This is a genomic window from Pseudomonas umsongensis (assembly GCF_012647205.1).
Taxonomy (GTDB): Bacteria; Pseudomonadota; Gammaproteobacteria; order Pseudomonadales; family Pseudomonadaceae; genus Aquipseudomonas; species Aquipseudomonas umsongensis.
In genome coordinates, this window is sequence record NZ_CP051487.1 from 5,805,950 (window position 1) to 5,828,377 (window position 22,428).

Sequence of the window (22,428 nt, forward strand, 5' to 3'; positions counted from 1 at the left end):
CTCCTACTTTTTTGCATTCTGTGGTGCAACGGTTTCAAGCATCGAACCATTGCCGGCGTTGGATCATTTCCCGAGGTAAAAATTCCACTCGTTACAAATCAGGCGCGAACAAAAGGGTTCTCGCGCATTTCATCACCCAAGCGCGTATCCGGACCATGTCCGGCCACGACCGTCGCCTCTTCGTCGAGGGTATACAAGCGCTGCTTGATCGAACGCACGATGGTCGCCTGATCGCCGCCCCATAGATCCGTGCGCCCTACCCCGCGCCGGAACAAGGTATCCCCGGCGATCAGCAGCTTCGCGTCGGCGAACCAGAAGCTCATGGAGCCTGGGGTGTGACCCGGTGTGTGCAAAGCCACACCACAACCACACGCCAACTCTTCATCGTCTGCCAGCCAGCGGTCCGGTGACGGTACCGGCGTGTAGGGCACGCCGAACATCTGGCATTGCATCTCCAGGTTGTCCCAAAGAAATTGATCTTCCTTGTGCAGATGCAGGGTGGCGCCGGTTTTTTCCTTCAACTGGCCAGAGGCCAGGAAGTGATCGAGGTGCGCGTGGGTGTGAATGATACTGACCACCTTCAAGCCCAAAGCATCGAGCCGCGCGAGGATCAGTTCGTGATTGCCGCCCGGGTCGACCACGATGGCTTTTTTCGTGATCGGGTCGCCGATGATCGTGCAGTTGCACTGCAACGGGCCGACAGGGAAGGTTTCGCGGATCAGCGCAGGTTTGGCAGCGTCCATGGGTGTTCCTGGGAAAAATGGATGGCCTATTCTGGCACAGGCATGTCCGATTGCGGGGACGTGAGGGACCCAACGCTACACCAACACCCCCAATTCCTTCGCCCGCGCCACCGCCTGCGTGCGCCGCTCTACCCCCAGCTTGCTGTTGATATGGCTGGCATGGGTTTTCACCGTATGCAGCGAAATGAACAGCTGGTCGCTGATTTCCTGATTCGAGCAGCCTTGGGCGATCAGGCGCAGGACCGCCATTTCCCGGGTGCTGAGTTGTTCTGACGCGGGGATGGGCTCCAGCGTCGGGCGAGAGGTCATGACTGGAAGTTTGTCTGCAAGTTCCTGGGTAACCGGGGTCGGCGCACAGAGTTGAAGCTGCCCACGCAGCCAGTCCGGATGCTGGGCCAATAGCTTTTCAAAGGGTTGCAATACGCCGCCGGCTGCGGCGTCCAATGCCTGGACCAGCGCCTTGCGGGCCTCGGGTTCGCGTCCGCTGCCCAGCAACAGTAAAACTTTTTGCGTCAGCGCCATTGCACTGAGCATCTGCCGACCGGTTTGCTGACCATGTTCGAGCAGCGCGTTCAATCGCCCTTCGGCCAGCATCGGCTGGTTCTGGATGACCTCCAGCAACGCTTGCTGCAGTTCGATGTGCAGCGGCAGTTGCGGATGGAACTCCGGTGGCGCGGCGGGTTGCTCGCCGTTGTAGGTCTGCCCCAAGCGCGCCAGCCAGGCTTGCGCCAGGTCGGTACGCCCCTGGGCCAGCCAGAGTTCGCATTTGACCAGGGTAATCATTGCCAGGTAGTAGATCGGCGGCACGTCCCAGATGTGCATCAGCCGCTCGGCTTCGGCGAGCTCGGCAAAGGCCTTGGCGAACTCACCGCTGTTGCCTTCAAGCCGGGCGATCACGCAATGGCCGATCAGCACGCTGATATCACGACAGGCGCGGGCTTCTCCTAAACCGGCCTGCAAGCGCAGCCGCGCCGCTTGAGGTTGCAGGCGCAAGGCCAACAGAAAGCCCTCATACAACGTCAGTCGGGCACGTACGGCAAAGAGCCGCTGCGCCGGTAGCCCCTGCAAGCGTTGCAGCCCTTGGCGGACTTCATCCAGTGCTCGCAGTATTTCGCCCCGCGCCTGCAATACACGAGCCCGGTCGTAGTGGGCCAGCGCCTCGAACAGCGGATTGCCAACCCGTTGCGCAAGTTCCAGGGAGTCACGGTTCAACGCCCTGGCACGCCACATGTCGCCATCGGCAATCGCCAGGTTGGACAGGGTCGAAAGGCACATCAATCGCTGGCCATAGCGCTTGCACGGAAGACTCTCCAGCGCTTCGGTGCAGTAACGTATGGTCAGTTCGCGGTTACCGCGCCCGCGCGCGATGATCCCGCTCAGGGCCAGCCATTGCGCCAGCATCGACTTCTGGGCGGTGGCCGACGGCGCTGGCAGGAAGCGGCTCAGGTGGCTGGCCAGTTCCTCGGCAGCGTCCAGCTGGCAGGCCAGGCCCAACGCCCAGCTGTAGAGCACGATCAGGCGAGGCGTGCTGATCAGCAGGCTATCGGGCAAGTCCATTTTCCAGCGCAGCAACATGCCGACGTTCTGTTCAGCCAGCAGTTGTTCTTCGGAAAGGTTTTGCACCAGGTTTGCCGCAACGTCCAGGTGCCCGGCTCGCAACGCTTGCTCGACCGCTTCATCGAGCAAGCCCTGGGCGTTGAACCAGCGACAGGCACGCAGGTGCAGGCTGGCGGCCGGCACCATCGATTGCGCGCCCGGCCGTGTGCGCAGCAAGTCGGAAAACAGATGGTGATAGCGAAACCAGTGACCGTGTTCGTCCAGCGGCACCAGAAACACTTGGTGGGCAGCCAGGAAGCGCAGGATTTCGGCGCTGTCATGGGCGTCGCGAATGGCGTCGCACAGTTCGCTGCAAAAACGCTCCTGGTGGGCGGTGTCGTAGAGGAAGGCTTGTACCTCGGCGGGCAGGCAATCGATCACTTCTTCGAGCAGGTAATCGCGGATCAACCCTTCCCCACCGTGCAGTGCCTGGGGCAATGCCCCCTGATTGCCTGCCTCGGAGGCGGCCAGCAACCAGAAGCGCAACCCGGCAACCCAGCCTTCGCTGCGCTGGATCAGGTTTTCCAGCGCCTCGCCACGCAATGAACTGCTGTGCCGATCGAGCAGGCTCAAGGCTTCATCGTGGGTCAGGCGCAAATCCTGTTCATGCAACTCCAGCAGCTGGCGCGACAGGCGCAACCGCGCCAGGTGCCAGTCCGGACGCTGCCGACTGGTGACCATCACCAGCAAGCCATCAGGAAGGTGGTTGAGGAAAAACTGCAGGCAGCGATCGAGCACCGGCCCCTGGGCCAGGTGATAGTCATCGAGCACCAGCAACAGGGGGCTCGCCGTCGATAGATGCACGGCCAGCTCGTCGAGCAGCCCGTCCAGCCATTCTTCGAAGGCGAACGGCTGATGACGCTGGCGCATCTTCAATAATCCGAGGGACTGCCTGCCCAGTTGCGGAAAAAAATCCTGCAGGCCTTCGAGCAACCGCTCGAGGAACCGGCCCGGGTCGTTGTCACGCGGACTCAGACCCAGCCAGAGACTTTGCCAGTGCGGCGGCAGTGCCTGACAGAACTCCACCGCCAACGAACTCTTGCCGAACCCGGCCGGTGCGCTGACCAGCAGCAACCTGCCACCGAGACCGGCGCTCAGGCGCTCGCACAAGCGTGGACGCAGCACATGGCCGTCCGGCAATGGCGGCCTGAAAAAGCGCCCGTCCAGCGCGGCGACAGCGACGCTTGCAGGACCTGGTGGTGGGGACAGATCAGTCATGGCCGGCTCTTGTTAGTGTTGCGGGTGGCGGCGTTGCAGATGTCCGCAGACTAGCGGTAAACGAGGACGGAATGAAGGTTATTGCTACAAATGGCTACAAAAAGTCTACACACACTGTAGGAGCGAGCCTGCTCCGGGCGGCGTTCCGACGATGGTCGTGAACGATAGCGCGTGAAGTCTGGCACCACGCGGTGCTCTCTGGTTTTTCGCGAGCATGCTCGCTCCTACAGTGAAAACGCAAAAAAAAACGCCCCGAACCAGTCGGGGCGTTTTTCCGGAGGATGCGGCCTCAGGTCATTGCACGTTAGCGAACACCATCCTGGCGCAATGCCGCCGGGGTGAAGTCGCTGGTGGTGGCAGTGAAGCCGAAGTCATACGCCGACTTCTCTTCGTTCTTCATGCCCAGTGCCAGGTAACGACCCGATTGCAGGTCGTACAGAGCCTCCAGGGTGTACCACGGCACCTGGACGTTGTAATAGTTCTGGGCATGAGCTTCCGCCACGCGCCAGAGTTGATTACGACCGTCGTAGTGGTCGATCACAGCCGCCTGCCAGGTGTCTTCATCGATGTAGAAGTCACGCTTGGCGTAGATGTGGCGCTGACCTTCCTTCAAGGTTGCCACCACATGCCATACCCGGCGCAGCTCGTAGCGAGCCAGGTCCTGGTTGATGTGGCCGGCCTTGATGATGTCGCTGTACTTGAGCTTCGGATCATCGAGCTTGTAGGCGTCGGAAGCGATGTACATCTCTTTCTTGCCTTCGAGCTTCCAGTCGTAACGATCCGGCGCGCCGTTGTACATGTCCAGGTTGTCGGAGGTACGCAGGCCGTCTGCCGCGGTACCCGGTCCGTCATAGGACACTTGTGGCGCACGACGCACGCGACGTTGACCGGCGTTGTAGACCCATGCCGAACGCGGTTCCGCCACTTGGTCGAGGGTCTCGTGCACCAGCAGCACACCACCGGCCAGACGTGCCGGCGCGGTCACTTTCTGCTTGAAGTAGAACAGGATGTTGCCCGGGTTCGCCGGATCGTAGTCCTTCATCTTGTCACGGAATACGAACTGGTCCTGGAAGTACACCAGGCTGAACGAACCGTTCGGCTGTGGCGTGGCTTGGGTGACCAGTCGGGTTACGCTGCCGCCGCGATAACGGGTGATGTGGTTCCAGATGACTTCCACGCCGCTTTTCGGAATCGGGAACGGTATCGCGGTTTCAAAGTTTTTCAGCCCGTTACCGCCTGATACCAGCTCGGTGGTGGTGGCGTTCTTCTTGATGGAGGCGAACACCTCATCCGGCACGGTGGCACCGCGATGGGACGGGTAAACCGGCATCTTGTAGGTTTCAGGGTAGCGTTTGAACATCGCGTACTGGCCCGGAGCGAGCTTGGCCTTGTACTGGTCGACGTTCTGCGCGGTGATGGTAAACAGCGGTTTTTCGCTGGCGTACGGATCGGACAGGAAACCCTTGCTGTCGACGCTGCCGGCATTTTTCGGCATCGGTTTCCAGGCCGGGATCGAACCGTCGGCATTGCCCGCCATTTCGGCGCCCATCGGGGTCAGGCTCTTGCCCAGCTTGTCCGCTTCTGCCGCCGGGACCGCTGCCATTACGCTGGTCGCCAGCAACGACAGTCCCAGGACACCGGCGTGGAACAGACTCTTGGTTATTTTCATGTGTGTACTCGTCCTGAAAATAGTGCTTAGAAGTTCACGCCAAAGCTGAGCGCAACGAAGTCGCGGTCATCCACGGTGGTGTACTTGCCGTCGAAGAAGTTGGTGTACGCCAGGCTTGCGGTGTAGGTGTTCTGGTACTCGGCATCGACACCCAGGCTGACCGCCTTGCGACCTTCCTCGAAGTTGCCGCCTGGGCCAGGGGAGTAACCTTCCACGTCGTGGGACCAGGCCACGTTCGGCTTGAGGTTCACACCGGCGAATACGTCGTTGTATTCCCAGATGGCGCGACCGCGATAGCCCCAGGAGTTGGCAGTAGTGAAGCCGTCGTTTTCGCAGTAGCGACTGACGTTGTTTTGCGGTCCGCCTGCCAGCGTGCCGCTGTTCAAAGTTACGCACTGGTTGTTCGGCAATGGACCAGGGCCGTAGCTCGGGTCACGGCCGTAACGTGCCTTGGAGTTGCTTTCCAGGCCGCCGACGTGGGTCCAGCCGACTTCACCCACCAGGGTCAGACGCTCGGCGCCCATCACCTGGTCGAAGAAGTGGGTCAAGGTCGTTTGCAGCTGGGTCACTTCCTTGCGGCGATAACCTTGCTGGTCCTGCCCTGGCGTGCCCTGAAGTACGGAAACGTTAGGGTTCAGCGGCGTCAGGCCCGAGAACAGGATGTCGGTGGTGTTGAGTTGGACCGGCGCATTCGGCCGGTAGCTGACTTCACCACTCCACGCGGTGCCGCTAGGCAATGTGGTGGAGAAGCTCAGGCCATACAGTCGGATATCTTCAGGGTATTCAACGTAGTAACTGGAGTTGCCCGCCACCACCAACGGCAGCAAAGTCGGCGCCAGGCCCGCCGCCACACCCAGTGGTAGGCCGGAGCCCACCAGTCCGCCTACCAGGCCAGCACCACTGTAAGCGCTCGCCGGTGCGCCATGACCACTGAAAATCGGCGCACGGCTGTGGTAGTTCATGAAGTAGGCACCGAACTCGGTGTCCAGTGGATCGAACATGTACTTGAAGGACACGCCGAACTGGCCGCTGTCACGGGCATCGCGATCCGGGCCACGACGAACGATCACGCCTTCGTCCGGGTTACCCCAGGTCACGCCCCTGGCGCCGAGGGTATTGATGGCAGCGTTACGCGCCCCGGCCGGCAGCCCCGCCGCCGCCAGCGCATTGTTGAGCCCGTTCTGGGTACGCAGTACCGCCAGGTTGTTATCGCAACCATCGGCGATCACGTCCGGCTGAGAGAAAAACGTACCGCAGTTGTCGACGACAGTCTGGTCCCATTCGATCTGGTAAAAGGCCTCGGTCGAGAGATTTTCGGTGAGGCTCTGAGATACGTAGAACATGTTGACCGGGATCAGGCCTTCCTTGATCTCGGCACCGGGACGGCGGAATGCGGACACATCGATCGGGTTGATCGAGTTGATACCGCTGCCGATGAAGGTACTTTCACCCCAGCTCACCACTTGCTTGCCCAGGCGTACGGAACCCGGCTGATCGGCAATGGCGTAGTTGTGATAGACGAAGGCATCGAGGATTTGACCGCCAGCGGACTTGGCGCCTTCCTTGCGATTGTCGTCGCTGATGTCCTTGAACGGACGGCTTTCGTCCTTGAGTTCAAAGTCGTACCAGTATTTGCCACGGACAAAAATGCCGGTGTCGCCATACTTCAGCTCAAGGTCATGGATGCCCTTGAAGATTTTCGAGAAGGTTTCACCGCTCTTGAAGTTCAGGTGGCCGTCATCGGAAGTCTGGGACAGGCCACGACCGCCGTTGTTGACGCCGATGAGGTTTTTGTTGGCGCTTTCAGTAGACCAACTCGCGCCGATCGACAGGGAAGAGTCGAACTGACCTTCGATTTCACCGATGTTGAAACTGACGCCGAATGCAGGCCCGGCGAGCGTAGAGGCAAGGCTGACGGCCAACGGCAATTTCGCCCGGCGCCAGAACTGGTTTACTGATGTCATCGACGCTTCTCCATGTGCATTTTATTGTTATGGCAAATAGCACTTCTAAAAACGCTTGGATAACAGGGAGCCACGGCTTCCCAAAGTCATTCCAAAGTTGCATCGCCCCGGTTTGTGCGTTTGCTCCGTTCTTAAAAATCCTTGAGCGGACTATAGCCAGCAGGTAGTAGTGCTTGATCCCTCTAAAGTGTGATTTGCGCCTGCCAGGCACTCTGGACCAGTCCTTTGCCATGCCGACACCAGTCGGCCCGGCAAGAATGGCTGAAAATACGAATTTGACAAGCCAAGCGCTTGCTTGGTGGGGCTGGCGTGCCCTTTTGGGCACGCCAAGGGACGCTTAAAGCGTCGAGAGGAAGGTGCTGTTGTTGGCCTGCCACTCGGTGATGTCGACGCGAATTCGCTTCTTGTCGAGCTTACCGACACTGGTCTTGGGAATTTCAGTAACAATGGCGATCTGGCTTGGAATGGCCCACTTGCTCAGGTGCCCCAGTTCCACGAACGGCTTGAGATGCTCCTTGAGTTCCCGGGCTCCAATGGCATGGCCCTCGCGCAGCACCAGCAAGGCAAACGGCCGCTCGCCCCACTGCGGATCGGCAATCCCCACCACTGCTACTTCGCGTACCGCCGTATGGCGACTGATCAGGTCTTCGAGGTCGAGGGAGGAGATCCACTCGCCGCCGGTCTTGATCACGTCCTTGATCCGGTCGCGGATATCGATCACGCCCATGCTGTCCAGGGTCGCCACGTCCCCGGTGTGCAGCCAGCCACCGGCCCAGAGCTCGGCCCCCTTTTGTGGTTCGTTGAAATAACCCTCGGTAAGCCACGGTGCGCGCAACACCAGTTCACCTTGGGTTTCACCATCGGCGGGCAGGAAATTGCCTTCGGTGTCGATGATTGCCGCCTCCACCAACGGCCCTGGCACACCGGCCTTGATCCGATAGGTGGTGCGTTCGTCCTCGGAGCCGGCCATCAATTCGTCATTGAGGTGAGCGCACGATACCAGTGGGCCGGTTTCCGACATGCCGTAGGCAGCGGTCAATTGAATGCCCTTGGCCTTGGCCGCGTCGTACAACGCATGATTTAGCGCACTGCCACCGATGACGATTTTCCAGCCTCCGAAGTCGGTGTCCTGGGCAGCCTTGGCATTGAGGACCATTTGCAGGATGGTCGGCACGCAATGCGAGAAGGAGACCTTTTCCTTGCGCCACAACTCCACCAGGTACTCCGGATCGTAGCGTCCCGGATACACCTGCTTGAGCCCGAGCATGGTCGCCACATAGGGCAGGCCCCAGGCATGTACGTGGAACATCGGCGTGATGGGCATGTACACGTCGTTGGTGCCCAGCAGGCGCACGCTGTCGATCGACCCCATGATCGTCGACACGCCCATGGTGTGCAGCACCAACTGCCGATGGGTGAAGTACACGCCCTTGGGGTTGCCGGTGGTGCCCGTGGTGTAGAACGTGGTCGCCACCGAGTTTTCGTCGAAGTCCTGGAAGTCGTAGTGCGGGCTTGCCGCTGCCAGCAATTGCTCGTACTCACCGACGAGGTTTGGCAAGTCGGCCGTCTTTTCCGGGAGGTCGGTCAGGAGCAGGGTTTTCTCGACCGTGGTCAGGTGCCCGGCGATCGCGTTGTACAGTCCCACGAACTCGCTGTTGACCAGGACAAAGCGGTCCACGGCGTGATTCATGGTGTAGAGGATCTGCTCGGGCGACAGGCGCACGTTGATGGTGTGGATCACCGCGCCGATCATCGGAATGGCGAACATGCATTCCAGGTATCGGTGGCTGTCCCAATCCATCACCGCCACGGTATCCCCGGGCTTGACCCCGGCAGTCGTCAGCACGTTGGCCAGCCGTGCGACCCGTTCGATCAGGGTCGGATAGCTGTAGCGCAACTGGTCGCGGTAGACGATCTCACGGGTTTTCTCATAACGCGCACCGGACATCAGCAGCCGTTTGATCAGCAGCGGATACTGGTAAGCGCCTTCGGCTGGGGGGATAACGCGAGTCTGCAACATAAGAATCCCTTTTCTGACTACTCGGTCGTGGCTGTAGAGTGAGCACTGTAGTGCCCCTGATCGCCAGCCAAATCAGCCAAAGGAATGATTTGCAGAGCCGTACGAATACCGGCATTGCGCCAGCATTCGCCGGTAAACGTGGACCGTTAAGCTCAGTGCATCTCGGTCAACGCGAGTTTCACGCCAATGGCGATCAACACCGCGCCCATGGTCCGGTCGAACCAGTGCCCCATGCGGGCAAAACCGGCGCGCACGCGCTGCTGGCTGAACAACATGGCCACCAGGCAAAACCAGATCGCCGTTGCCACCGCCAGGTAAACCCCGTAACCGGCCTGCACGGCCAGCGGCGTATGCGGGTTGATTACTACGGTGAACAGCGACAGGAAAAACAGCGTGGCTTTCGGGTTCAGGCCGTTGGTCACGAACCCGGAAGTGAAGGCGCCACGCGCGGTGCGCTCGCCGGCTTCCTTGTGCAGGTCGTCTGTCACGGCCTTGGCCGGTTGCGCCCGCAGCGCCTTGAAGCCGATGTACAGCAGATAAGCGGCGGCGGCCCATTTCAAGGCGTTGAACAGGACGATCGACTGCGACACGATCAGGCCGATGCCCAGCAGCGAGTAGCCGACATGGAGAAAAATCGCCGAACCGACCCCAAGCGCCGTCCAGGTGCCGGCGCGACGACCATGGGTCACGCTTTCCCGTACCACCACGGCAAAGTCCGGGCCGGGGCTGGCCACGGCCAGCAGGTGAATCAGCGCAACGGTCAAGAACTCGGTCCAGTACATGAGGGCTCCTTCAGGCCAAGCGTAACTATTTATTTCATCTGGTAGGCTCGGCAGATTACGCCTTCAGTTCATTGCACAAAAGGTACAGTTGATGACGAACATTCACCGCGCTGTTTTCCTCGACCACCCGTCCCTGGACTTGGGCGATCTCGACCTCAGCCCCCTGCGCGAATGCTTTAGCGAACTGCAGCTGTTCGCCCAGACCCTGCCCGACCAAGTGATCAAACACCTCAAGGGCGCCACCGTCGCCATCACCAACAAGATCCGGATCGACGCGGCCGCCATCGCGGCCAGCCCCGAACTCAAACTGATCCTGATCAGCGCCACCGGCACCAACAACGTCGACCTCGAGGCCGCCCGTGCCCACGGAATAACCGTGTGCAACTGCCAGGGTTACGGCACGCCATCGGTGGCACAACACACGATCATGCTGCTGCTCAACCTGGCAACGCGCCTGGCCGATTACCAGAAAGCCGTCGGTGAAGGGCGCTGGCAACAAGCCAAACAGTTCTGCCTGCTGGATTACCCGATCGTTGAGCTGCAAGGCAAAACCCTCGGCTTGCTCGGTCACGGCGAATTGGGCGGCGCGGTCGCGCGCCTGGCCGAAGCGTTTGGCATGCGCGTGCTGCTGGGCCAGATTCCGGGTCGCCCTGCCCGGCCAGACCGCTTGCCGCTGGAACAGCTGCTGCCGCAAATCGATGCGCTGACCCTGCACTGTCCGCTCAACGAACACACCCGTCACTTCATCGGGGCCCGTGAACTGGCGTCGATGAAGGCCGGCGCGTTCGTGGTCAACACCGCCCGTGGCGGCCTGATCGACGAGCAGGCCCTGGCCAATGCCTTGCGCAACGGTCACCTGGGGGGTGCCGCCACTGACGTGCTGAGCGTGGAGCCGCCGGTGAATGGCAATCCACTGCTGGCCCAGGACATTCCACGCCTGATCGTCACCCCACACAACGCCTGGGGCAGTCGCGAAGCGCGGCAACGAATCGTCGGCCAGTTGACCGAAAACGCCCAGGGATACTTCAGCGCTAAGGCGCTGCGGGTCGTCAGTTGATAAACTGCGGCACTTTTTTCCACAGGAGCAGTTATGGATCCGCGCAGTGAAGTACTGCTTCGTCAGGCTGAATTATTCCAGGGTTCGGTGTTGTTGGCCGGTCTGCCCGCCGATGACTTGCTGGGCCGCCTGCCCGACGCCCATGGCTGGAGTTGGCACGCCGGCGATCAGGCCGCGCTGGATGCGCGCTTTGCCGAGCGCAGCCATTTCGGTGTGAATGCACCTGAGCGCGCATTCGATAGCGCCGTGGTGTTTCTGCCCAAGTCCAAGGACCTGACCGACTACATCCTCAACGCACTCGCCTCGCGGCTGGCCGGTCGCGAGCTGTACCTGGTCGGTGAGAAAAAAAGCGGCATCGAAGGCGCAGCCAAACAGCTGAACCCGTTTGGCAAACCACGCAAGCTCGACAGTGCGCGGCATTGCCAGCTGTGGCTGGTCACCGTGGCCAACGCACCCGACGCCAAACCGCTGGAAAGCTTGGCCCAGACCTATGAATTGCCGCTGGCCGAAGGCCCGTTGAAAGTCATCAGCCTGCCAGGCGTGTTCAGCCACGGTCGACTGGATCGCGGCAGTGCGCTGTTGCTGGAACACCTGGATAAACTGCCAAGCGGCCACTTGCTGGACTTCGGTTGCGGCGCAGGGGTGTTGGGCGCGGCGGTAAAACGTCGTTATCCCCACAACCAGGTCACCTTGCTGGATGTCGATGCCTTTGCCGCTGCCAGCAGTCGCCTGACCCTGGCGGCCAACGGCCTGGAAGCCGATGTGATTACCGGTGACGGCATCGATGCGGCGCCGATGGGATTGAGCGCCATCCTGAGCAACCCACCCTTCCATGTCGGGGTGCATACCGACTATTTCGCCACAGAGAACCTGCTGCGAAAAGCAGCCAAACATCTGAAAAACGGCGGCGAACTCCGGCTTGTAGCCAATAGCTTCCTCAAGTACCAACCGCTGATCGAAGAGCACCTGGGGGTTTGTGCCATCAAGGCCGAAGGACAGGGTTTCCGTATCTACCGTGCCAAACGCGGATAAAACTTTGTGCTTGCGCAATGGATTCTGCCTAGGCAGAATCCGCTCCGTCCTAGGGGAGTAGTCTCCCACGAGCGCCATGCTCGTCCGGCATGCGTCAACATACTTGGTCAACAGACCATGGCGCATGCGACCCAAGCGTCCGCTTCAGACGGATCGCAGGGTTTGACAAGACCTATGACACGAACACCTTACCCGGGGCGGGAAGGCTGTACGTGTCATAGCCGTGTCGACCCGCCCCTTAGGAAAACCCCTGATGCTGGATTCACTACTGGTACCCACCGCAATCGTTGCCTTGGCCGAAATCGGCGACAAGACGCAATTGCTCGCGCTCATTCTCGCCGCCCGCTTTCGCAAACCCTGGCCGATCATCGCCGGCATCGTCGCCGCGACCCTGGCCAACCATGCGGCGGCCGGCGCGGTAGGCGCCTGGGTTGGGAGCTTCTTCTCGGATACGATGCTGCACTGGATCCTCGCCGCCAGCTTTGCCGCGACGGCGCTGTGGACCCTGGTGCCGGACAAAATGGACGATGACGAAGCCAGCACCGCCCGCAAGTTCGGACCGTTCCTGACCACGTTGATTGCGTTTTTCCTCGCCGAAATCGGCGACAAGACCCAGATCGCGACCGTGATGCTCGCCGCGCAATACCCTGAACTGTGGCTGGTGATCATCGGCACCACCCTGGGCATGCTGATTGCCAACGTGCCGGTGGTTCTGGCGGGTAACTTTGCGGCGGACAAACTGCCATTGACGTTGATCCGTCGACTGGCTGCGTCGGCATTTTTCGTCCTGGCGATTGTCGCGGTGTACAAGGCGATGCAGAGCAGCGGGTGGGTTTGACGGTGTAGGGCGGTAGACCGCGTTATCGTTCTTCGTCGGAACGCCGCCCGGAGCAAGCTCGCTCCCACATTAGATCGAGCTCCAATGTGGGAGCGAGCCTGCTCGCGAAGGCGGCAGCGGCCCCACTGCATATTTATCAGTGATTCCTGGACCGCTCGTAAAGCGGCATGACCTTCGGAATCGCCGCCTGCAACGAAGAAATACGGCTCGACGAAGCCGGGTGAGTACTCATGAATTCCGGCGGCGAACCTTCCGACGCCTTGGCCATCTTGTTCCACAAGGTGATCGCAGCGTTCGGGTCGTAGCCGGCACGGGCGGCCAGCTCGAGACCGATCAGGTCGGCTTCGTTTTCATTGGACCGACTGTTCGGCAAGGTCATGCCGTAGTTGGCCACGGCATCCGCCAGAGCCAGGCTACCCTGGCCCAGGCCGAACAAGGCACCGGCGCCCTGCTTGGCCATTTCGATGCCATAGGCCTTGGACATCGCCTCTCGACCGTGCTCGCGCAGGGCGTGGGCGATTTCGTGACCCAGGATGGCGGCGATTTCGTCATCGGTCAGCTGCAGCTTGTCCATCAGGCCGGTATAGAAAATGATTTTGCCACCGGGCCCACAATTGGCGTTGAGCTCATCGCTTTTGATCAGATTGACTTCCCACTTCCACTGGGCCGAATCCGGACGGAAAACCGGAGCCTGGGCAATCAGCCGATCGGATATCAACTGGATGCGCTTGGCATCGCTGCTGGTCTTGTCCAGCACACCCTTGCTGTTCGCCTCGCCCACCGTATTCTGATAAGACTGGGCGTACATCTGATTGACCTCATCAGTGGACAGCATGCTGAACATGTATTGCTTGCGCTCAACACCCACGGCGCCACCGCTGGTGGTGTTGACCGACTGGCAGCCGGCGAGCAGCAGCGCCGCGCCGAGTGCACCTACAACCAAAATCTTGTTCATCGAAAGACTCCATGAAAACTGCCGCCTATCCTAGGCGTGGAAATGTATCGACGCCAGATACACTGGAATTAAGACGTTTTTTTCAGGCAAAGCTCTCACCGACGCAGGAAAAAATTCACAACACCCGCCCATCCAAAGCAGGAGCTGCCGCAGGCTGCGATCTTTTCAACCCGGCGTAAGACACTCCGGCCCATTGAGCTTCGGATCATTGACCATGTTGGCCAGCACCCGCTCACGCAACGCAGCAGGTTCGCTGGCGAGCAACGCTTGCAGGGCATGCAGCGGGGTTTCGGGATCGAGCCAGATTTGCTGCCCCACTTCATCGAGAATCAACGGTCGACGCTGACTCGCCGCCGGTTGCGTGATCACCGCCGTGCTCAGCCACACCTGTTCCTGCACCGGATAGGCCTCCCAGATGGCGGCGAAAAACAGCGATGAGCCCTCCCCCGGTGTCAGCCAGTACGGCCGCTTGCGAGTGGTGCCGCGCCATTCGTAGAAACCGTTGGCCGGCAACAGGCAGCGGCGCTCGCGCAAGGCCTGGCGAAACATCGGCTGTTCGGCGACGGTTTCGGCCCGCGCATGGGCCGGGGTGCGGGACAAATCGGTCAGCCACGGCGGGGTCAGGCCCCAGCGGGCACGGGCCAGTTCACGCTGCCCGTCCGGGCCTGCGCGCAGCATCAGTACCGAATCGTTGGGAGAAATGTTCCACTGGGCCTGCTGATCGGCCGGAAAACCTGGCAGGGTCGCGAAGTCGCGATTCCAGCGAAACAGGGCATAACGTCCACACATGGGGAAGCACGACTCTTGATCAAACGAACGCCAGCCTAACAGACCAGCGTGCCGGGAAAGCTGTCCGGTTCATCGCCGGACAGCGGCAGCGCAGCATTGTACGCAGTGATCAGCTCTCGGGCGTATTCAGCCTGGTCATTTTCCACCGCCAGTCCCAGCAAGCCGAAGATCGGCAATTCACCCGTGGCGCCCACCAGATCGCGCCCCACCAGATGCGCCTCGACACCCTCGCTGGCGAGCATGCCCTGCAGCAACTCGCCTTCCATCAGGTTTTCCGGTTCGTAGATTCGCTGCATGGGCGCCTCTCACTCGTTTTCACTGAAGACTTCCAGAAACCAATCCTCTCCGTGAACCTGCAACACGAACGTGATCGGCCGGCAACATACCTGACAGTCCTCGATATAGGTCTGATCGCCGCCCGACAAGTCCACCGTCGTTTCGACTTCTTCACCACAATACGGACATTCATACAGTGCAGATTCCAGCATCGCGGTCTCCCAGGTGACTTGTGCGTATAATCGCCGGTCTATTTGCAGGGCTATTTTTGTCTAGCTACTTTTTCAGACCGTGCCCTGCTGGTTTTCGATCAAAACCTTTACTTACCCTAGCCGTTTCTAACAAGAGAGCATGATGGGCGAATTCGATGCCATCCGACCTTACGACGATAGCGAAGTCCCAGCGGTGCTGGCACGACTGCTCGGCGACAAGGCGTTTCTAGATATCCTCACCCACTTCCGCTTTCCGCGTTTTGCCGGCGCCTTAGGCTGGGCGCTCAAACCCCTTATAGCTCATCGGCTACGCCGTGAGTTCGCCGGTATCACGTCGGTGGCCACCCTGCAGGACAAAGTCGAGTACTACGTCGACCACACGATCGAGCGCGCCACGGACGGTGTGACGTACACCGGCGTGGAGCAATTCAAGTCCGGCAGTGCCTACCTGTTCATCGCCAACCACCGCGATATCGTGATGGACCCGGCTTTCGTCAATTACGCCGTGTACCACGCCGGCCTGCCGACCCCGCGCATCGCCATCGGTGACAATCTGCTGCAAAAGCCCTTTGTCAGCGATCTCATGCGCCTGAACAAGAGCTTCATCGTGCACCGTTCGATCACCGGACGTCGCGAGAAAATGGCGGCGTACCAACTGCTGTCGGCGTACATCAACCATTCGATCCGCAACGATTGCGCCTCGATCTGGATCGCCCAGGCGGAAGGCCGAGCCAAGGACGGCGACGACCGCACCGAGTCGGCGATCCTGAAGATGTTCCACATGAGCCGCAAGGACGAGCCGTTCGGTGAGGTCATCCGTTCGCTGAACCTGACCCCCGTGTCGATCAGCTACGAGTACGACCCGTGCGACCAGGCCAAGGCCCGCGAACTCTACATCCGCGCCACCACCGGCAGCTACACCAAGGCCCCGGGCGAGGATGACGTGAGCATCGCCAAGGGCATCACCGGCTACAAGGGCCGGGTGCACGTGAACTTTGCGGCTCCCATCACGGAGTTGTTCGAAGACACCAAGCAATTGGCGATCGAGATGGACAAGCAGATCCTTGGCGGTTACCGCTTGTTCCCGGTGCACTACCTGGCCTATGCCCAATGGCAAGGTGCCGACCCGCAACTGCAGGTACCAAGCGCCAGCAAGCTGTTCCCGGCCGACGAACTGGCCAAGGCTCAGGAACAATGGCAGCAACGCCTGGATGCGTGCCCCGAGGAACATCGCCCGTACCTGGTGCTGCAATATGCGAACCCGGTGCGCAATCAGTATCGGGTGAAGGCTGCATTGCCGCTTTAACCTTGGATACGAGAACGGCGCCTACGAGCGCCGTTTTTGTTCCAGATAAAAAGATTCAGACCTGGGTGCTGATCCACGACACCAGCAGCGCCAACCCCATGCAGGCAAAACCGAAGCGATAGAAAAACCGGTTCATGCGCAGGGTTGCCCAATCCAGCGTCGGCTCCTGACTTGGACTGCTCTGGCGTTGCGCCTGGAGACTGGCCATCGCGCGCTGTTCGCGGCGACGCGTGGCGTGCAGCAGCCAACTGCCCGGGAAGGCCAGCAGCAAAGCCAGCAAGTTGATCAATTTTGCCGGATGGGCGGTAAACAGCGTCATCAAATGCAGCGACATTACGAACCTCAAACAAAACAGGTAGGGCAGACGCCGACCGACGACCGCGGCCGTGATTCTACCGAATGCCTTGCAGCCTTCCCTGTCTTTCCGACAATTAACGCCGTTTTGCTCAAGACCGCCTGCGATCCTTTTGTAGGAGCTGCCGCAGGTTCGGGCCGCGTTCGGACGATCTTTTGACTTTGCTTTTGGGGGATTTGGAACTGCCGAAGATCAAGATCAAAAGATCGTCCGAACGCGGCCCGAACCTTCGGCAGCTCCTACGGGGCTCGCATTACTCGCCGAGAACCTGACCCACGGTTGGATCCTTGAACAAGCGGGTCAACGCATCGCTCAACACGTCGCTGACCAGCTTGGTGTTGGTTTCCTGGTTGGGTGCCATGCCAAAACGCTGGTCCAGGGACGCGCCGTAACGACCGCTGTAGCGACGGTTGGCATTCTGTACATCGGAACGGAACGTCGCACCAATGGTTGCCTCGGTCACGTACATGCCCTCTTTCGGCGACTGGTACTTCAATTCGGCCAGGGTCACGGTGATTTGTGGGGCGTTCAGCGCATTCGCCGTCGGAGTAAAGCCCAGCAATCGCACGGCCGCTTCAGCCTGCGCCTGCAGTTTCGGCAGGATCTGTGCGCCCTGCACGGTAATCGCGCTGGTTTCCGGGTACAGGCCGCCACGGGTGCCCAGGGTTGGCGACGGGCGCCCGTCGACCACTCGCACCACCACCGGCTGGCCGTGGCCGACCGGCGCCAATTGAGCCGTCAGCTTGGGTTCCGGGTTCAGTTGTTGCGGGCTGTGGGCGCAGCCGACCAACGTCAAGCTGGTCACAGTGATCAAACCGAACAACAGGCGTTGCAACATTCTCTTCTCTCCAGAATCAGGCACTAACAGGTCCGCAGTATAGCGGTGCGTCGCTGCAGCGAACCAGCGCAACCATTGCAGAAAATTCTGACAAAACTTTCAGAATCCCCTTCCTGTCACGCATCTGTCACCCCCCATACACTTGCACGTAACGGCTCGCTGCCATTCTTTGCAACAGCCCCCCACACGGTACGTCGCCATGCGTTTCCTCGTTTCGCTGTTCGCACCACGTCCACGGCACCGCTGCTTTGCCCTGCTCGACAGCAACGGCCTCTGCCTGGCATTCAAGCAGTGCAGCCTCCAGCCCATGGGCGATGGCTGGGTTGAAATCGAAGAAATTCGCCTCAACTGGTTGCACCAACCGCTGCCTGCCAGTGCGCGTGTCAGCCAGCACCCACCGCGCTCACGGGTACAAAACCTGATGGCGACCTGACCAGACGCCTAATAAAAGTCATTAAACACGACCAATTCCCTGCGTTTCTTCGCTACAATCTCCCCCCGATTATAAGGACGTCTCCTGATCGGGCCTCGCAGCATCGTCAATGCTTCGGTTTTGGCACCCCGCACCGCCCACAGAGAGCCGCCCACACAGATCGAGTGAAGCTGGCGCGCTTGCTGTTCCTCAAGCACAACCTCCACTTTTCGCGAATCTGCAGAGCTGTCATTACGCTCGGTCACTGAGCTGTTTGCCCGTATTGCCTGCCTGGGTTCCCTTGGCGGCCAATCATCCGGGCACGGTGCCAGGCTGGGACAGCCCTTTTTTGAGGTTCACGTCTTCAAAAGAGCGTGAAAAAAACGGGTTTTCACAACTTCACAAGAGTGTGGCGAGCAAATGAATAGTTTTGCGTCTGAATATGCACCATTAGCGTCCAGTACAGCCCAACGACACAGGACCGAGTACACCTCGAATACCGGGGCCTGAAGCCTGTCCGCTACGGATTTGGTTGCACAAGCGGATGTATCGACCATAAGTCGAATTGCCAGTCGCACGTTGAAATGAGTTCATGGGACTCTTATTAGACCCGGCAGGTAGCGTCCGTCGAAGTTGCGAAAAATTGCGAAGATTCGGACATGGCGATCCTGCCATGGGTACCTGGGGCAACACAGACACGCCCCGTCACTCCTGGCAGCCATGCCGTCAATTTGGTGCTGCAGATTTTGGAGACGCGTTAAATGGCGCATAACGAAGCAGTCGACGTAGTACTGGTAGGGGCCGGCATCATGAGCGCCACCCTCGCGGTACTGCTCAAAGAGCTCGACCCCGCGATCAAGCTGGAAGTCGTCGAGCTGATGGATTCCGGTGCCGCGGAGAGTTCCAACCCGTGGAACAACGCCGGTACCGGTCACGCCGGCCTGTGCGAACTGAACTACACGCCGCAGGCTGCCGATGGCACCGTCGACATCAAGAAAGCCGTGCACATCAACACCCAGTTCGAGGTGTCGAAGCAATTCTGGTCATACCTGACCAAGAAAGGCACGTTCGGCTCGTGCAAATCGTTCATCAGCCCGGTGCCACACCTGAGTTTCGTGCAGGGCGAGAGCGGCGTGTCGTTCCTCAAGGAGCGCTTCAACGTACTGCACAAGCACCACGCCTTCGCCGACATGGAATATACCGAAGACAAGGCCACGATTGCCGAGTGGATGCCGCTGATGATGCCGGGGCGCGATCCTGGCGAAGTTCTTGCGGCCACTCGCGTGATCAACGGTACCGACGTCAACTTCGGCGCCCTGACCAACCAGCTGCTCAAGCACCTGACCAGCGCTCCCGATGCCCAGGTCAAGTACTGCAAGCGCGTAACCGGCCTCAAGCGCAACAACGGCGGCTGGACCGTGAGCATCAAGGACGTCAACAGCGGCAACAGCCGTGAAGTCGACGCCAAGTTCGTCTTCCTCGGTGCGGGTGGCGCGGCATTGCCTCTGTTGCAGGCTTCGGGCATCGAAGAGAGCAAAGGCTTCGGCGGTTTCCCCATCAGTGGCCAATGGCTGCGTTGCGACAACCCGGAAGTGGTCAAGCATCACCAGGCCAAGGTCTACAGCCAGGCTGCCGTGGGCTCGCCACCGATGTCTGTCCCACACCTGGACACCCGCGTCGTCGACGGCAAGAAATCCCTGCTGTTCGGACCATACGCCGGTTTCACCACCAAGTTCCTCAAGCACGGCTCCTTCATGGACCTGCCGATGTCGGTTCGCGCTGGCAACATCGGCCCGATGCTGGCGGTGGCAAAAAACAACATGGACCTGACCAAGTACCTGGTCAGCGAAGTGATGCAGTCGATGGAGCAGCGCCTGGAGTCCCTGCGTCGCTTCTACCCCGAAGCGAAAGCCGAAGACTGGCGCCTGGAAGTGGCCGGCCAACGGGTGCAGATCATCAAGAAAGACCCGAAAAAAGGCGGCGTCCTGCAATTCGGTACCGAACTGGTCGCGGCCAAGGACGGCTCCCTTGCCGCCCTGCTCGGCGCCTCGCCAGGTGCTTCGGTGACGGTTTCGATCATGTTGGAACTGATCGAAAAATGCTTCCCAGGCAAAGCCAAGGGTGAATGGGCTGCCAAGCTGGCAGAGATCTTCCCGGCGCGGGAGAAAGTCCTGGAAACCGACGCGGCGCTGTATCGCAAGATCAACACGCAGAACAACGTCGCCCTGGAACTGGTTGAAGCCAGCAGCGAGACTGAAAGCTACGCTTGATCCGACCCCATGAAAAACGCCCCGTCCATCATTGATGGCGGGGCGTTTTTTTATGTCGGGGGGATTTATCCCCTCGCCACAGATAGATCAGCCACGGGCCTTTTCGATCAGCTCGATGTATTCCGGCGCATTGCGTTGATCCTGGATCAAGGCAACGAAGTCATTGCCATGCTCGTCCTTGCCGTTCACGTCATAACCGGCCTCGACGAAGAACGTCAGGAAACGCTCGAAATCGTCGATCCGCAGACCACGGTACGCCTTGATCAGCTTGTGCAGGGACGGAGAAGTCGCGTCGACCGGTTCGAAATCGAGGAACAACTTGATCTGCTCATCGCCGATCTCGTCACCAATCACTTGTTTCTTATCTTTACGCATTGCCGACTCCAGCTCGCAGACATTTCACGGGGCGGGCAGTTTACCCCTGCGCGGGCGCCTGGCTCAACGCGGACGAACAGCCCCGGTGTGCAGATCGGCCCAGATGTGGCCGTTGGCATAGCTGAGAAACTGGCAATACACCGTGTCGTTGCGCAACAAATCCATGATCACCCGGTATTGAGCCTGCGGGTAATAAAGCGTCAGCGTCTTGCTCTTGTCGTCGTAGAGCGGTTTTTTCAGGCTTTTGCTTTCGCCATCGAAATTGACCAGCACCTGACTGATGGTCGCCCCCTTGTTCAAGGATTTGCCCTTGAGGCGGATCAGCAACGGCGAAGTGACGGGGATCGGCTGCTGGCTGGACTGACGCTGACTGCCGACCACCACCGAATACTCGGTGACTTGCAGCAGTTGTTGCTGCTCTGGTTGCGCATCACGCAGGGCCAAGTCATCCGGCGGCAGGAATTGAGCGTGCATTGGCGCGGGGGCGGCGGCCAAGGGCAGGCTGAGGGTCAGCAACAGGGCGGCGCAGCAGCGGATCAACAGGTTCATGAAAAGCTCCAAGTGATCAATCGAACTGTGCGCGCATCCAGGCCTGATACTCGGCAACACCGGGTTCGCCTTCACGTGGCGCCCAGTACGCCAACTCACCTTCGCCCACCGGGCGATAGGGACCCGCCTTGCACTCGAACATCAGGCTATCGGCTTCGAGCACCACCAGCCCGTGGAACACGCCCGTAGGCAAGTCCACGCCGACACAGTCGCCACCGGCCTGCAGGACCGTCTTGCTCAGGACTGCGCCCGACTCATCGAAGATCAATACGCCCAGCCGCCCCTTGAGCACCAGCAAGGTTTCAGCCTTGTTGTCGCCCAGGTGCCGATGAGGCGGGATATACGTCGAGGGTTGCAAGCCCACGGCCATGCGATGGCAGGCGTCTTCCATCTGGTGGAAGTTGTGATGCTGGCGTCCACGAGGGTTGGCCGCCGCTTTCTCGGCCAATTCGGCGAACAGGGTGTGGTCAAGAAAGCGAGGCGAGGTCATGTCTTACATTCCTTTAACGGCAAAAATCCCGTTGGCGTTGCGCCAGTAGCCTTTGTAGTCCATGCCGTAGCCGAAGATGTAACGGTCGATGCAAGGCAAACCGACGAAATCCGCCTTCAGGTCCGGACGAGCCTTGCGGTCGTGGTCTTTGTCGATCAGCACGGCAGTGTGCACTTTACGCGCGCCAGCGTGCTTGCAGAAGTCGATGATGGCACCCAGGGTGTGACCTTCGTCAAGGATATCGTCGATGATCAGCACGTCACGGTCGATGAACGACACTTCAGGCTTGGCTTTCCAGAACAGCTCGCCGCCGCTGGTTTCGTTGCGATAGCGGGTGGCGTGCAGGTAGGAGGCTTCCAGCGGGAATTGCAGATGGGTGAGCAGTTTGCCGGAGAAAATCAACCCGCCGTTCATCACGCAGAACACCACCGGATTGCTGTCCGCCAATTGTTCGTTGATTTGTGCACCGATGCGGGCGATGGCCGCCTCGACTTCAGCTTCGGTGTACAGGCAGTCAGCCTCTCGCATGATTTGACGGATATGCTCGAGATCAGCGGACATGGCGCTCTCCAGGGGGGGCAGTTTCGGAAAAGTCGGCAAAGGTACGCATCAAGTGAGGCCAGATCAAGCGATTGTGGACTAACGTACTCTATGTCTATAGGACATCACCCTCGGATAGATT

Annotated in this window: 23 protein-coding genes and 1 riboswitch; of the genes, 7 read left to right on the forward strand and 16 right to left on the reverse strand. The window is 59.9% G+C overall.

Annotated elements, in window-relative coordinates; all coding sequences use genetic code 11:
• Positions 1–98: 98 nt before the first annotated feature.
• The 6 genes from HGP31_RS26225 to HGP31_RS26250 all read right to left on the reverse strand — a co-directional run bounded on the left by HGP31_RS26225 (position 99) and on the right by HGP31_RS26250 (position 9,992).
• Entirely contained in the window at positions 99–743 is a 645-nt protein-coding gene (locus tag HGP31_RS26225; RefSeq protein WP_020799778.1) for an MBL fold metallo-hydrolase, read from the reverse strand.
• A 75-nt stretch (positions 744–818) separates the two neighbouring features.
• Positions 819–3,557 (reverse strand): winged helix-turn-helix domain-containing protein, encoded by a 2,739-nt coding sequence (locus HGP31_RS26230; RefSeq protein ID WP_168758935.1) that lies wholly within the window; start codon positions 3,555–3,557, stop codon positions 819–821.
• A 304-nt stretch (positions 3,558–3,861) separates the two neighbouring features.
• Positions 3,862–5,226, reverse strand: a complete 1,365-nt coding sequence (locus HGP31_RS26235) for a DUF1329 domain-containing protein (RefSeq protein ID WP_020799776.1) — start codon at positions 5,224–5,226, stop codon at positions 3,862–3,864.
• Between the two features lie 26 nt (positions 5,227–5,252).
• Entirely contained in the window at positions 5,253–7,190 is a 1,938-nt protein-coding gene (locus tag HGP31_RS26240; RefSeq protein WP_020799775.1) for a DUF1302 domain-containing protein, read from the reverse strand.
• A gap of 337 nt (positions 7,191–7,527) precedes the next feature.
• The gene (locus tag HGP31_RS26245) at positions 7,528–9,210 is read right to left on the reverse strand and encodes a fatty acid--CoA ligase (RefSeq protein ID WP_168758936.1); all 1,683 of its coding nucleotides are present in this window, start codon (positions 9,208–9,210) and stop codon (positions 7,528–7,530) included.
• A 152-nt stretch (positions 9,211–9,362) separates the two neighbouring features.
• Positions 9,363–9,992, reverse strand: coding sequence for a LysE family translocator (locus HGP31_RS26250; RefSeq protein WP_020799773.1), 630 nt, complete (start codon positions 9,990–9,992; stop codon positions 9,363–9,365).
• A 91-nt stretch (positions 9,993–10,083) separates the two neighbouring features.
• On the opposite strand from HGP31_RS26250, the gene HGP31_RS26255 reads away from it, so the two are divergent.
• From HGP31_RS26255 to HGP31_RS26265, 3 genes are all read left to right on the forward strand, one after another.
• Positions 10,084–11,049: a 2-hydroxyacid dehydrogenase gene (locus HGP31_RS26255; protein ID WP_168758937.1), complete on the forward strand. Its 966-nt coding sequence runs from the start codon at positions 10,084–10,086 to the stop codon at positions 11,047–11,049.
• A gap of 33 nt (positions 11,050–11,082) precedes the next feature.
• Positions 11,083–12,081, forward strand: coding sequence for a class I SAM-dependent methyltransferase (locus HGP31_RS26260; protein WP_083349743.1), 999 nt, complete (start codon positions 11,083–11,085; stop codon positions 12,079–12,081).
• Between the two features lie 39 nt (positions 12,082–12,120).
• Positions 12,121–12,245: riboswitch (yybP-ykoY riboswitch) on the forward strand.
• A gap of 89 nt (positions 12,246–12,334) precedes the next feature.
• Complete coding sequence (locus HGP31_RS26265; RefSeq protein WP_020799770.1) at positions 12,335–12,919, forward strand: TMEM165/GDT1 family protein; 585 nt, start codon at positions 12,335–12,337, stop codon at positions 12,917–12,919.
• A 136-nt stretch (positions 12,920–13,055) separates the two neighbouring features.
• Here the strand turns inward: HGP31_RS26265 and HGP31_RS26270 are convergent, their stop codons facing one another.
• A complete protein-coding gene (locus HGP31_RS26270) occupies positions 13,056–13,874 on the reverse strand; it encodes a M48 family metallopeptidase (RefSeq protein WP_033044000.1) in 819 nt (272 codons plus the stop codon).
• Between the two features lie 11 nt (positions 13,875–13,885).
• Here HGP31_RS26270 and HGP31_RS26275 point away from each other — a divergent pair, with 11 nt between their 5' ends.
• The gene (locus tag HGP31_RS26275; RefSeq protein WP_160171752.1) at positions 13,886–14,053 is read left to right on the forward strand and encodes a hypothetical protein; all 168 of its coding nucleotides are present in this window, start codon (positions 13,886–13,888) and stop codon (positions 14,051–14,053) included.
• On the opposite strand, the gene HGP31_RS26280 is transcribed toward HGP31_RS26275, so the two are convergent.
• The 3 genes from HGP31_RS26280 to HGP31_RS26290 are packed head-to-tail and all read right to left on the reverse strand — an operon-like array spanning position 14,040 to position 15,151.
• Positions 14,040–14,663, reverse strand: a complete 624-nt coding sequence (locus HGP31_RS26280; RefSeq protein WP_020799768.1) for an SOS response-associated peptidase — start codon at positions 14,661–14,663, stop codon at positions 14,040–14,042. The genes HGP31_RS26275 and HGP31_RS26280 overlap by 14 nt on opposite strands.
• A 35-nt stretch (positions 14,664–14,698) precedes the next feature.
• Positions 14,699–14,959 carry a putative signal transducing protein gene (locus tag HGP31_RS26285; RefSeq protein ID WP_020799767.1) on the reverse strand — a complete coding sequence of 87 codons (261 nt, stop codon included), beginning with the start codon at positions 14,957–14,959 and terminating at the stop codon, positions 14,699–14,701.
• A 9-nt stretch (positions 14,960–14,968) separates the two neighbouring features.
• Positions 14,969–15,151 (reverse strand): CPXCG motif-containing cysteine-rich protein, encoded by a 183-nt coding sequence (locus HGP31_RS26290; protein WP_020799766.1) that lies wholly within the window; start codon positions 15,149–15,151, stop codon positions 14,969–14,971.
• Between the two features lie 139 nt (positions 15,152–15,290).
• On the opposite strand from HGP31_RS26290, the gene HGP31_RS26295 reads away from it, so the two are divergent.
• Positions 15,291–16,457, forward strand: coding sequence for a 1-acyl-sn-glycerol-3-phosphate acyltransferase (locus HGP31_RS26295; protein ID WP_168758938.1), 1,167 nt, complete (start codon positions 15,291–15,293; stop codon positions 16,455–16,457).
• Between the two features lie 55 nt (positions 16,458–16,512).
• Here HGP31_RS26295 and HGP31_RS26300 read toward each other — a convergent pair whose 3' ends face one another.
• Together HGP31_RS26300 and HGP31_RS26305 are read right to left on the reverse strand one after the other, a co-directional pair.
• Positions 16,513–16,791 (reverse strand): hypothetical protein, encoded by a 279-nt coding sequence (locus HGP31_RS26300; protein WP_020799764.1) that lies wholly within the window; start codon positions 16,789–16,791, stop codon positions 16,513–16,515.
• A 274-nt stretch (positions 16,792–17,065) separates the two neighbouring features.
• Positions 17,066–17,650, reverse strand: coding sequence for a YajG family lipoprotein (locus HGP31_RS26305; RefSeq protein WP_008060219.1), 585 nt, complete (start codon positions 17,648–17,650; stop codon positions 17,066–17,068).
• A 199-nt stretch (positions 17,651–17,849) separates the two neighbouring features.
• Here HGP31_RS26305 and HGP31_RS26310 point away from each other — a divergent pair, with 199 nt between their 5' ends.
• Both HGP31_RS26310 and mqo read left to right on the forward strand, forming a co-directional pair.
• Entirely contained in the window at positions 17,850–18,083 is a 234-nt protein-coding gene (locus tag HGP31_RS26310) for a hypothetical protein (RefSeq protein ID WP_020799763.1), read from the forward strand.
• 740 nt (positions 18,084–18,823) lie between these two features.
• A complete protein-coding gene (gene mqo / locus HGP31_RS26315) occupies positions 18,824–20,332 on the forward strand; it encodes a malate dehydrogenase (quinone) (protein WP_168758939.1) in 1,509 nt (502 codons plus the stop codon).
• Between the two features lie 87 nt (positions 20,333–20,419).
• On the opposite strand, the gene HGP31_RS26320 is transcribed toward mqo, so the two are convergent.
• The 4 genes from HGP31_RS26320 to HGP31_RS26335 form a co-directional block, all read right to left on the reverse strand.
• Positions 20,420–20,707 (reverse strand): PA4642 family protein, encoded by a 288-nt coding sequence (locus tag HGP31_RS26320; protein WP_008060216.1) that lies wholly within the window; start codon positions 20,705–20,707, stop codon positions 20,420–20,422.
• A gap of 63 nt (positions 20,708–20,770) precedes the next feature.
• Entirely contained in the window at positions 20,771–21,256 is a 486-nt protein-coding gene (locus HGP31_RS26325) for a hypothetical protein (protein WP_020799760.1), read from the reverse strand.
• 16 nt (positions 21,257–21,272) lie between these two features.
• Positions 21,273–21,746, reverse strand: a complete 474-nt coding sequence (locus HGP31_RS26330) for a WbuC family cupin fold metalloprotein (RefSeq protein WP_168758940.1) — start codon at positions 21,744–21,746, stop codon at positions 21,273–21,275.
• Positions 21,747–21,749: 3 nt separating this feature from the next.
• Complete coding sequence (locus tag HGP31_RS26335; RefSeq protein WP_168758941.1) at positions 21,750–22,307, reverse strand: hypoxanthine-guanine phosphoribosyltransferase; 558 nt, start codon at positions 22,305–22,307, stop codon at positions 21,750–21,752.
• Positions 22,308–22,428: the final 121 nt, after the last annotated feature.